The 11780-nt window shown below is 34.0% G+C and carries 11 protein-coding genes; 4 read left to right on the top strand and 7 right to left on the bottom strand.

Going from position 1 to position 11780, the window contains the following annotated elements; all coding sequences use genetic code 11:
* Nucleotides 1-39: 39 nt before the first annotated feature.
* Both AC1RRN_RS08525 and AC1RRN_RS08520 read right to left on the bottom strand, forming a co-directional pair.
* Entirely contained in the window at nt 40-642 is a 603-nt protein-coding gene (locus tag AC1RRN_RS08525) for a hypothetical protein (RefSeq protein WP_492966894.1), read from the bottom strand.
* 32 nt (nt 643-674) lie between these two features.
* The gene (locus tag AC1RRN_RS08520; RefSeq protein WP_492966893.1) at nt 675-1700 is read right to left on the bottom strand and encodes a 2-hydroxyacid dehydrogenase; all 1026 of its coding nucleotides are present in this window, start codon (nt 1698-1700) and stop codon (nt 675-677) included.
* A 192-nt stretch (nt 1701-1892) separates the two neighbouring features.
* On the opposite strand from AC1RRN_RS08520, the gene AC1RRN_RS08515 reads away from it, so the two are divergent.
* A complete protein-coding gene (locus AC1RRN_RS08515; RefSeq protein ID WP_492966892.1) occupies nt 1893-2342 on the top strand; it encodes a DUF4890 domain-containing protein in 450 nt (149 codons plus the stop codon).
* A gap of 58 nt (nt 2343-2400) precedes the next feature.
* Here AC1RRN_RS08515 and AC1RRN_RS08510 read toward each other — a convergent pair whose 3' ends face one another.
* From AC1RRN_RS08510 to AC1RRN_RS08490, 5 genes are all read right to left on the bottom strand, one after another.
* The gene (locus AC1RRN_RS08510; RefSeq protein WP_492966891.1) at nt 2401-4878 is read right to left on the bottom strand and encodes a zinc-dependent metalloprotease; all 2478 of its coding nucleotides are present in this window, start codon (nt 4876-4878) and stop codon (nt 2401-2403) included.
* Nucleotides 4879-5034: 156 nt separating this feature from the next.
* Entirely contained in the window at nt 5035-6321 is a 1287-nt protein-coding gene (gene hemL / locus AC1RRN_RS08505; protein WP_492966890.1) for a glutamate-1-semialdehyde 2,1-aminomutase, read from the bottom strand.
* Between the two features lie 52 nt (nt 6322-6373).
* On the bottom strand, nt 6374-7276 hold the full coding sequence (locus AC1RRN_RS08500; RefSeq protein ID WP_492966889.1) for a glucosaminidase domain-containing protein: 903 nt from the start codon (nt 7274-7276) through the stop codon (nt 6374-6376).
* Nucleotides 7269-8165: a 1-aminocyclopropane-1-carboxylate deaminase/D-cysteine desulfhydrase gene (locus AC1RRN_RS08495; RefSeq protein ID WP_492966888.1), complete on the bottom strand. Its 897-nt coding sequence runs from the start codon at nt 8163-8165 to the stop codon at nt 7269-7271. Before AC1RRN_RS08495 ends, AC1RRN_RS08500 begins: the two co-directional genes overlap by 8 nt.
* A gap of 8 nt (nt 8166-8173) precedes the next feature.
* A complete protein-coding gene (locus AC1RRN_RS08490; protein WP_492966887.1) occupies nt 8174-8509 on the bottom strand; it encodes a hypothetical protein in 336 nt (111 codons plus the stop codon).
* Nucleotides 8510-8623: 114 nt separating this feature from the next.
* Between AC1RRN_RS08490 and AC1RRN_RS08485 the strand changes: the two genes are divergently transcribed.
* The 3 genes from AC1RRN_RS08485 (at nt 8624) to AC1RRN_RS08475 (ending at nt 11715) form a co-directional block, all read left to right on the top strand.
* Nucleotides 8624-8809, top strand: a complete 186-nt coding sequence (locus AC1RRN_RS08485) for a C1orf53 family protein (protein WP_264536473.1) — start codon at nt 8624-8626, stop codon at nt 8807-8809.
* 341 nt (nt 8810-9150) lie between these two features.
* Complete coding sequence (gene hutU, locus AC1RRN_RS08480; protein ID WP_492966886.1) at nt 9151-11127, top strand: urocanate hydratase; 1977 nt, start codon at nt 9151-9153, stop codon at nt 11125-11127.
* Between the two features lie 51 nt (nt 11128-11178).
* Nucleotides 11179-11715: a DUF4136 domain-containing protein gene (locus AC1RRN_RS08475; RefSeq protein WP_492966885.1), complete on the top strand. Its 537-nt coding sequence runs from the start codon at nt 11179-11181 to the stop codon at nt 11713-11715.
* Nucleotides 11716-11780: the final 65 nt, after the last annotated feature.

The raw sequence follows: 11780 nt of genomic DNA, 5'->3' as shown, positions 1-11780 counted from the left end.
CGACAGGTTTAAACTTGTCGGGCTTTTTGTTTTTATAAACTAAAACGAATACTTCTCCAATTTCTTAGCATAAATATCCAAAATAACCGGAGATTCCTTAGGAATTTCTCCTTTCCATTTTTCCTGAACGGATGGATTTGAGGGATATTTTCCGTTTTTCATTTTTACAAGATGTAATGTATTTCCACTTTTAAAAATTAGGTCTTTAAAATTCTCAGATGAAGTCTTTGCTGCGAAAATGGGAAAATCGGTTACGGTAAAAGAATTAATTAAACTTCCATCATTATTTAAGATATAACCTGAGCAGCCTCCGCTTCCGCAGAAATACCGATTGGAGAAACCTACAAAATATTCATTTTTCTTATCGTTATTTAAATCGTAAGCTTCGTAATAAAAGAATCTATCGTCTTTTGTCATGGCTGGTAAATCTTTCTTTAATAAAACTGTAAGCTGTTTTCTAATCAGTTCAACTGTTTTATTGTCTTTCGGAGGAACATCGCTTAAGTTTGCTGTACCTCCCAACGTTTTTGATAACGTGTCCTGAACAATAGTTTTAATGATATTTTTTGATGCTGGTTTTTCTTTATTCTGACACGAAAACATCGCCAGAACTATAAATGCAATTAAAATTTTCGTTTTCATATTTTCTGTTTTTAAATTCTTAACATTTGTTTTTAAACCAATAAAGCCGCTTTATTTTCAATATCATTTTGATTCAGTAAAGATTTTATATTATTAAAAGTGACCAATGCAATCTGAGTTAAAGCTTCGTTGGTAAAAAAAGCCTGATGCGCTGTTACCAAAACATTTGGAAAACTCATTAAGCGCTGAATCGCGTCATCCTGAATTATATCTGCAGATAAATCTCTAAAGAATAACTTTTCTTCCTGTTCATAAACATCGATTCCTAAATAACCTATTTTACCTTCTTTTAAACCTTCAATAACGCAAGCTGTTTCGATTAATCCGCCACGACTGGTATTGATGATCATGACGCTGTCTTTCATTTCATCGATAGACTTGCTATTGATTATATGTTTGGTTTGCTCGTTTAAGGGACAATGCAATGAAATAATATCACTCGCTTTAAAAATGGTTTCTAAGGATACGAATGCAACTCCGTCCTTTTCCATTTCAGAATTTGTTACAATATCATAAGCCAGCACTTTACAGCCAAAACCTAATGCTATTTTTGCAAAAGCTTTCCCAATATTTCCGGTTCCGATGATTCCTATTGTTTTTCCAAATAAATCAAAACCTAACAATCCGTTTAAGGAGAAATTTTGTTCCCGAACTCTGTTGTAGGCTTTATGTGTTTTTCTATTTAAAGTCAAAATCATTGCCATGGCATGTTCTGCAACAGCTTGAGGTGAATAGGCAGGAACTCGGCAAACTTTTAAATTGTATTTTTTTGCTGCTTCTAAATCGACATTATTAAAACCTGCACAACGCAAAGCAATAATTTTTACGTTCTTTTCTGCCAATTGTTTGATTACAGATTCATTGACAATATCATTCACAAAAACACAAACAATGGATGCATTTTCAATCAAAATTACGGTTTGAGGATTTAATTGCGTTTCAAAAAAATCCAGCTCAAAACCAAAATCATTATTGTATTTATTAAAAAAAGTTTTGTCGTAAGGCTGAGTTGAAAAAAAAGCAATCTTATTATTATTGGATGATGATTCTAAATTCATAATACATTCTTCTAGGTTCGTAACTTGTTGATACCTTAAAAATAAGCAATTAATTCTGTAATTTTATCCTTATGAAAACGTTTTTAATGAATTAGACTTCAATTTGTTAAATAAAATATAATTCTAAGAGTCAGATTAAACCTATTGAATTTGATAAAGTCTAAAGTATATAACAATTAAAAAACTTACATCATGAAAAAATTATTTATCGCAGCTTTGTTATTCGTTGGAGTAGCAAGTTTTGCACAAGACGCAGATCAGGATCAAACTCAGGATCATAAAGAGCACAAAGAAAGAATGACTCCGGAACAGCGTAATGAGAAGCAGTTAAAAAAGCTAACTTCAGAGTTAACTCTGGATGCTAATCAACAAGCGCAGGTAAAACAATTATTAGCCGAAAGAAGTGCAAAAGCTGAAAAATTCAGAGAAGCACGTCAGGCAAAAAAAGACAGCGATGCAAAACCAACAACTGCAGAAAGAGAAGCCTTTAAAAAAGAAATGATGGCTGAAAAAGAAGCAAATGATGCTAAAATGAAAGCTATTTTGAATGCTGACCAATACACAAAATGGAAAGCTATTCAGGAAGAAAACAAAGACAAAGCTAGAGAAAAAATGAAAGAATACAGAAAAGAAAAAATCTAACTTTTTGTCCCTAAACAAAAAAAGAGGCTTTAAAAGCCTCTTTTTTATTTCTATAAATCTATTTAATTGGATTTAATATCAAATCAATTCGTTTGATACAATCTTCGTAATGATATTTTGTTTCGGTATTTACACCTAACGCTTTTGCTGTTGCAAGTGATTTTTTAAGAACATTTAATTCCCCACGAACTAAGGCTCTTAAATCAGACTGAGACACATTGTAATAAACAGTAGATCTATCTGTTGGCTTAATTTCTTCTGTCATTAGGTAGGCCATTCTATCAATATAAGCCCTTTGCAGATTTCTACGGTAAATGGTAACATTCGTTGCTGTACCAGCTTCTTTCCAAATTCCTTTTCTGGTGTCTTTGAATAAATCTAATGCTTTGTAAGTGTCTGCTCCCAAAATTTCATTATCCATTAATCTTCCAATTCGGCCAAGACTCAATAAATTATTCAAATGTCTTACCTGAAGATTTCGAAATGTTTCTGTATAGCCTGCAAAATTGGTATTTTTTAAAGTATTAACATTGACAATCCAGGTTGGAGAAGCAAAAGCATTTGCTTGTAACCAATTCATCGCTTCAATTTGTTTTGCTTTAGGAACAACATCATAAACATTTCCTGCCTGATTTGGATTTTTAGTATTTTCGTAAACCCCACCAACATTAGTTACAACATGCCCAACATAACGACTCCAAACATCTAACATTTCTTTGTATAATTCATCTAAATCTCCATAATCATTGGTTACATTGCTTGTCCATTCACTTAAATGACTGGCAACATATTCCAGATTTTTCATTCCGTAAGTACTGGCTTTCATAGAATTATTTCCAATATCTTCTGTTTGAGAAGAAGGATCAAAAGCACTGCTTTGTTTTCCAAAATGATAAATAGGATTTCCGGCTTTATCTAAAATCCATTTGTCTAATGTTGCTTTTTCATCCTGAGGAGTTTTAGCATTTGGAATCGCTCTGTATCCCCAGTTTAAAGCATAATGATCATAGGCTCCCATTTTTCGAATAAATCGAATATTTTGATCTCCTGGCTGTGCGATATAATTATAACGTGCATAATCCATTATACTGGCCGCAATTCCATTTTCTTGTGTAAACGTTCCGTTTCTGTAACTTTCGCAATCATAAGAAGAGCTGGCGCCCATATTATGAGGAAAACCTAATGCATGACCTACTTCGTGAGCAATTACCATACGCATCATTTCACCCATTTCCTCATCGCTGGTTTGCAAAGTTCTTGCTTTTGGATTTGCAGCTCCTGTTTCTAACAAATAACGGTTTCTGTACGAACGCAAATGATTGTGATACCAAATAACATCACTTTCGATAATTTCGCCCGTTCTTGGATCTGAAACGCTCGGGCCAACTGCATTTCTGGTTGTACTCGCTACATAACGAATTACAGAATAACGAATATCTTCCGGGCTAAAATCAGGATCTTCTTCTTTTGTAGGAGCGTCTTTTGCGATAATTGCATTTTTAAATCCGGCCGTTTCAAAAGGTTTTTGCCATTCTTCGATTCCCTGTTTGATATATTTCCTCAATTTTTCAGGCGTTGCAGGATCCAGATAATAAACGATTGGTTTTATTGGCTCAACCAATTCTCCCCTGGCATAAGCTTCCGGATCTTTTGGTTCTAATCTCCAACGACGGATGTACGTTTTCAAATCTGATTTTAATTCATTACTTCCATAATCATATTGACTAACAGTAAACCAACCCACACGCGGATCTGCTAATCTTGGTTTCATTGGAACTTCCGGCAATAAAACCATTGATTGATTCATCTGAATGCTAATTGACTCACTTTCTTCTAACATTGATGGTTTTGAAGCATTGTACGTCATATCCTGAATTACTTCGATATTCATCGGAAAACTTTTAATTGTATTGACAAAACTTCTCGATTCATCCAATCCTTTTACTTTGTATACCTCACGCATTTCTGCAGATATTCCACTGATGGCCTTCACGTCTGTGCTATAAAATTTAGTCACATCAATTACTGTATTTGCCGAATCTTTGCTGAAAGCTACAATGTCAAAAGCAAATAAGGTTGGCTCATAATTATTCGATTTTACCGAAATACTAATCGGTAATGTATCGTTTGCAACCGCATTATAGGATTTAGATTTGATGAGGATTTTATCCTGAAAACGCTGCCAGACAATCAATTGTTCGTTGGTTTCAGAACCAGCGTTTACATAACCGCCTCCTAAATTAGAAGGTAATTTTGACAATCTGCTTACTAACAGCATGTCTTTATTTAAATATTTGTTAGGGATTTCGAAATAGTACTTTTTGTCTACTTTATGAACCGTAAAAAGTCCTTCATCAGATACAGCGTCTTTGGTAATTACTTTGCTGTATTCCTTAATAGTTGATTCCGATTTTTTTTCTGGGGGAGGAGTTGCAGCTTCTTCTTTTGAAGATTTTTTCTTTTTAGATTGGGCAAATTGATTACTCGGAAATAGCATAAAAGCTGCTATCGTAGATAAAATGAAAAATTTCTTCATTTACTTTTGGTTTAATGGTTATTTGATAAACAAAAATAATTTTTGATTATAATAATACAAGAAAACAACTCCCTATTAACTTTTTATTAACTAATAAAAAAGGCTCAACTTTTTAGAAGTTGAGCCTTAAATTTAATCTGTTTTTAATTTTAAAAACTAAAAAGTTTTCGAAACTTTATCAATTGCATTTATAGTAAAATCTAAATCTTCGTACGTTAATGCATCTGTAATAAACCAGGTTTCATATGCTGACGGCGCAATATAAACACCCTCATTCAACAATCCGTGGAAGAATTTCTTAAACGTTTCATTATCTCCTTTTGCAGCAGTTTGAAAATCTGTAACCGGATTTGCATCAAAGTGAACAGAAATCATAGAACCTACTCTATTGATTGTAAAAACAACATTATTTGCTTTTAAAACTTTATCAATTCCTGCTTCTAAATAAGCTGTTTTTTCTTCTAAACGAGTAAAAATCGCACGATCATTATCTAAAGATTGTAACATTGCTAATCCGGCAGCCATTGCTAATGGATTTCCAGATAATGTTCCCGCCTGATAAACCGGTCCAAGTGGTGCCAGATAATTCATGATTTCGGCACGGGCAGCAAAAGCTCCTACCGGCAACCCTCCACCAATTACTTTTCCGAAAGTTACAATATCAGCATTAACATTAAACAATTCCTGAACTCCACCGCGACCCAAACGGAAACCCGTCATAACCTCATCAAAAATCAATAAAATTCCGTTTGCAGTACACAAATCCCTTAAACCTTGCAAGAAACCTTTTTGAGGCGGAATACAGCCCATATTTCCTGCAACTGGTTCAATAATTATTGCCGCAATTTCGTTTTTATTAGCCTCGATTAAAGTTTTTACATTCTCTAAATCATTGTATTTTGCCAATAAAGTATCTTTTGCAGTTCCTTCTGTAACTCCCGGACTATTTGGCGAACCAAAAGTTACGGCTCCACTTCCTGCCTGAATCAAAAAGGAATCTGAATGTCCGTGGTAACAACCTGCAAATTTGATAATTTTATCTCTTCTTGTAAATCCACGAGCTAAGCGAATCGCGCTCATACAAGCTTCTGTTCCTGAATTTACAAATCTAATTTTATCAATATTTGGAACCATAGAAACGGCCAAAGCTGCTATTTCTGTTTCCAATTCTGTTGGCATTCCGAATGAAGTTCCCAATTTTGCTTTTTCAATCACAGCATCAACAACAGGCTGATACGCGTGACCTAAAACCATAGGTCCCCATGAATTGATATAATCAATTAATTTATTTCCGTCTTCGTCATACAAATAAGCACCTTTGGCACTTTTTACAAAAATTGGAGTTCCTCCTACTGCTTTAAAAGCACGAACTGGCGAATTTACTCCTCCCGGAATTACTTTTTCTGCTTCAGCAAAAAGCTGACTACTTCTTTTATAGATCATTTTTTATTTTAGATTTCTTGATAATTGTTAATTGTCAATTATCAATTCATAATTACTTAACTCGCAATTTCTGTCCTATTGAAATGGCATTATCAGTTAAACTATTTTTTTGCTTTAAATCATCGACTAATACATTGAATTTTTTTGAAATAGAATACAAAGTATCTCCTTTTTGAACTTCATATAAATTCGGGTCATTTGAGTTCATGTTTATCTTTGGATCTGAAGCCACATCATAAGATGATTTTCTTGCAGGAGCTGTTTTGTTAATAGCAACATAATCTTTTCCTGTAATCTGGCAATCGTATTGATGCAGATTATAACGCTCTATATAACTGATTAATTTATCCGGATAATTAGGATCTGTAGCATAACCACATGCTCTTAATCCTTTTGCCCACGCTTTATAATCGTCTTTTTCGTAAGTAAATAATGAAGCATATCTATTTTTTCCAACCAAAAATAAAGCATGATCTCTATATGATTCTGAAGCTTCTCTATATTTTCTGAAACATTCCTGAGCCGAATCATCGTCATGGCGAACACTTTCTCCCAACCAGTCTTTGTGGCATTTTATTCCGAAATGATTATTAGCTTCAACAGCTAAATCTCCTTTACCTGCACCAGATTCCAATATTCCCTGCGCCAAAATAATACTTGCAGGAATACCATATTTCTGCATATTTCCCATTGCAATATCTTTGTACTGCAAAACATAATCGTTAATTGAATTGCTGGTAACAGTAGTTTTTGAGGTCGACTGAATAACTTCTGTCGTATTATTTGTAGAAGGGTAATTTTTGCCAATTGGCTTAACTGGAGTTTGTTTTTTCGCTGCGACTGTCCTGGGCCTCTGAACAGCTGCTTGTTTTTTGGTCGTTGCGATAGCGGGTTTGCTGGATGAACAGCTTGCCAGAACTGCAACTATAAAGAACAATAGGATCTTTTTAATCATTGTTTTTGAGTATTGGTAATTTTTTCTGCTTCAATTTGATATTCATTCCATCAATTCCCTGTAATCCGCCAGTGTGAATGAGTAAAATTTTTGAATGTGCAGGAAAATAATTTTTGCTGATTAAATCTATAACGCCAAAAACCATCTTTCCTGTATAAATTGGATCTAAGGGCACTTTGTTCTCTTCAAAAAACGCATTAATAAATTCAATTAATTCTAAATTTATCTTGCCATAACCTCCAAAATGATAGTCAGAAATTAAATTCCAGTTATCTTTTTTTGCAAAAATACGAATTTCATCGTTTAAAAAGTCACCTTTTAACGCCGGAAAGCCTAAAATTTTCTGATTTGGCAATGCACTATTAATCAATCCAGAAATCGTGCCACCGGTTCCAACTGCACAACAGACGTAATTGAAAACGGAATCTTCCTCCGTTAAAATCTCTTCACAGCCCTTTACAGCAAGTTCATTTGTTCCTCCTTCGGGAACTAAATAAAAATTACCAAATTGTTCTTTACGTTTTTCTAAAAATGAAATTTCATTTTTATTCCGATACTCTTCTCTCGAAACAAATTCAAATGTCATTCCGTTTTCCTGAGCAAATTTCAAAGTCGGATTTTCATCGATTTTATCAAAAAGTTCATCGCCCCTAATGATTCCGATTGTTTTAAAACCCTGTTCTTTTCCTGCATAGGCTACGGCAGCAATATGATTGGAGAAAGCGCCGCCAAAAGTCAAAATTGTTTTTTTATTTTCGGCTTTCGCCTGAAATAAATTATATTTTAGTTTTCTAAATTTATTCCCGGAAACAAACGGATGAATCAAGTCTTCTCGTTTTATAGTTAACGAAATTTCACTTGGAAAATTGATATGAATATCCTGGTTCAAAATCGGTTTTATTTTAATGTGATGTATTTTAGAAACTGAAAAAAAGATCGGTTTTTGAGATAATTATGATTTGCTTCATTTGTATAAGCTTCTCTTTCGAAACTAATATTTTGGTACGCTAAAGCTGCGTTTTTATATTGAATCAACCGAAATAAATATTCTAAAAAATACCAAATAAAAAACGGAATAATCAAAAGTTCTAATTGTTGTCTTAAATGTATTTTTTCATGATTTACAAAAGTTTCATTCGTTTTATCAAAACTATATTTAACCACAACAAACGGAAATACAGCCATGCCGCGATATCCTTTCGGAATTAAATATTTAGCAACAATCAGAAACATTAGCTGTAAAATTTATAAATTTGTAGACATAAAATTGTTTGATTTCATTAAAATCACAATCAATTATTTATTTTTGATTTTTTAAAGAAATAAAACAGCACCCAAAGCAGATTTATGAAAGAGCAAAGTAATGAAAATAAATTAATCGAAGGCGAAGATTTTTACTATACGCCGGAAGGTTATAAATGCTTTACTGAAAAACACCATTTAAAACGTGGTTATTGCTGTAAAAGTGGTTGTCGTCATTGTCCTTATGGGTTTGATAAAAGAACAGGCGAAATAAAAAAGAAAGCTAATTAGTCAATTTGAGAATGTGTCAATTAGATAATTCAACAATCTAAAATCTAGAATCAACAATCTAAAATATTATATGGATATCCATTCAAGAAAATTCAGGATTAAAATCCACAAGTCTTATCATAGGTCGGATATCCGTTATCCTTAGTTTTTTAATTAGAAAATGTGCCAATTTGAAAATTAGATAATTAAATCGAGTTTTCATTTATAAAAAAATATCATGCACGTTTAAATTCCATCAAGGCAAAATAATCTATTAAAGAACAAAAAAATTAATCTGTTGTTAATCTAGCTAATATACCTTAGCATCTTACAACCTTAGCAACTCAGCACCTTAAAAATAAATGACTTTCCAAGAAGAAATAAAACAAGGAATTCCAAATATATTACCTCCAAAAAAAGACTACGATTTAGCGATTAACCATGCGCCAAAACGAAAAGAAATTCTTTCAACAGAGGAAAAAAAACTGGCTTTAAAAAATGCTTTGCGTTATTTTGAACCTCAACATCATGCTGAATTACTTCCTGAATTTTCAGAAGAATTAGAAAAATACGGTCGTATCTATATGTATCGCCTTCGTCCTGATTATAGAATGTACGCGCGACCAATTGATGAATATCCGGGGAAATCTTTACAGGCAAAAGCAATTATGCACATGATTCAGAACAATCTGGATTATGCTGTGGCACAACATCCGCACGAATTGATTACGTATGGTGGAAACGGAGCTGTTTTTCAGAACTGGGCACAATATTTATTGACCATGCAGTATTTGTCTGAAATGACAGATGAGCAAACTTTAACGATGTATTCAGGGCATCCGATGGGATTATTTCCTTCGCATTCTGAAGCACCAAGAGTTGTAGTTACAAACGGAATGGTTATCCCAAATTACTCTAAACCGGATGATTGGGAAAAAATGAATGCTTTGGGCGTTTCACAATACGGACAAATGACGGCAGGAAGTTATATGTATATTGGCCCGCAAGGAATTGTACACGGAACTACGATTACGGTTTTGAACGGTTTCAGAAAAATAAAACAAAATCCGGAAGGCAATTTATTCGTGACTTCAGGTCTTGGCGGAATGTCGGGAGCTCAGCCAAAAGCCGGAAATATTGCAGGTTGTATTACGGTCTGCGCCGAAGTAAATCCGAAAATTACTAAAATTCGCCATGAACAAGGATGGATTAATGAAATCGTAACTTCGACTGAAGAATTGGTTAAGAGAGTTAATTCGGCGAAAGCCAATAAAGAAGTTGTCTCGATTGCTTATCTAGGAAATGTCGTTGATGTTTGGGAATGTTTCGACAAGGAAAATATCAAAATTGATTTAGGTTCAGATCAGACTTCGCTTCATAATCCGTGGGCGGGAGGTTATTATCCTGTTGGAATTTCATTTGAAGATGCCAACGAAATGATGGCCAATAATCCTGAATTATTCAAAGAAAAAGTTCAGGAATCTTTACGCAGACAAGCGAAAGCAATTAACAAACACACAGCAAAAGGAACTTATTTTTTCGATTATGGAAATGCTTTTTTATTAGAAGCTTCACGTGCTGGTGCTGATGTAATGGCCGAAAATAACATCGATTTTAAATATCCGAGTTACGTTCAGGATATTATGGGGCCAATGTGTTTTGATTATGGTTTTGGGCCTTTCAGATGGGTTTGTACTTCTGGAAAACCAGAAGATTTACAAAAAACTGATACTATCGCAAGTCAGGTTTTAGAAGAAATGGCCAAAACGGCTCCGGATGAAATTCAGCAACAAATGCAGGATAACATCAAATGGATCAAAGGCGCCCAGGAAAATAAATTGGTTGTAGGTTCACAAGCCAGAATTCTTTATGCTGATGCAGAAGGAAGAATTAAAATCGCCGAAGCTTTTAATCAGGCCATTGCAAAAGGCGAAATTGGAACAGTGGTTTTAGGACGCGATCATCATGACGTTTCAGGAACTGATTCTCCTTACAGAGAAACTTCAAATATCTACGACGGATCTCGTTTTACAGCCGATATGGCCATTCAAAATGTGATTGGAGACAGTTTTAGAGGCGCAACCTGGGTATCTATTCATAATGGCGGTGGCGTTGGCTGGGGAGAGGTTATAAATGGCGGCTTTGGTATGGTTCTTGATGGTTCTAAAGAAGCTTCAAAACGTTTAGCATCAATGCTTTTTTGGGATGTTAACAACGGAATTTCAAGAAGAAGCTGGGCTCGAAACGACGAAGCAATTTTTGCCATAAAAAGAGCAATGGAAGTTCAGCCTTTACTAAAAGTAACTTTGCCTAATATAGTCGACGAGACTCTATTTTAGTCTAAAGTTTTCTTATTTAATTAAAAATGAGAACATTAAATTTTTAAATATATGAAAACATTCAAATTAGTACCTGTTTTTCTGCTTTTAATACTAGCTTCCTGCAGTTCGGTCAGTGTTTATTCTGATTACGACAAAAACGTAGATTTTGCGCCTTATAAAACGTATGCTTTCTTTAAGCCCGGAATTGATAAAGTCGAAATTTCTGATTTGGATAAAAGAAGAATTCTACATGCAATAGATACCGAAATGCAAGCCAAAGGTTTTACTAAAAGTGAAAATCCTGATTTATTAGTAAATATTTTTACCAAATCAAGAGAACAAGTAAGCGTAAACCAATTTAGCGCCGGATGGGGCTACGGTTGGGGATGGGGATGGAATCCTTACATGATGTACGGAGGACAAACTACAGTTTCATCTTCTACGGAAGGAACTTTATTTATCGACCTTATTGATGCCAAAAAGAAAGAAATGATCTGGCAAGGTGAAGGTGTTTCAACCTTAACGAAAAACGTCGATAAAAAAGATGCAAAAGTAGCTGAGATTGTAAACAAAGTTTTAGCACAATATCCGCCGGTTAAAAAATAATTAATACATTTGCGATTCAATTATCTGAAATGAAAAACTTAAATAACATTATTATCTCTATTAGT

This window comes from Flavobacterium sp. GW821-FHT11G01, assembly GCF_058808175.1.
Note: the sequence above shows the minus strand (reverse complement) of the source record. Positions and strands in the feature narration are given on the sequence as shown.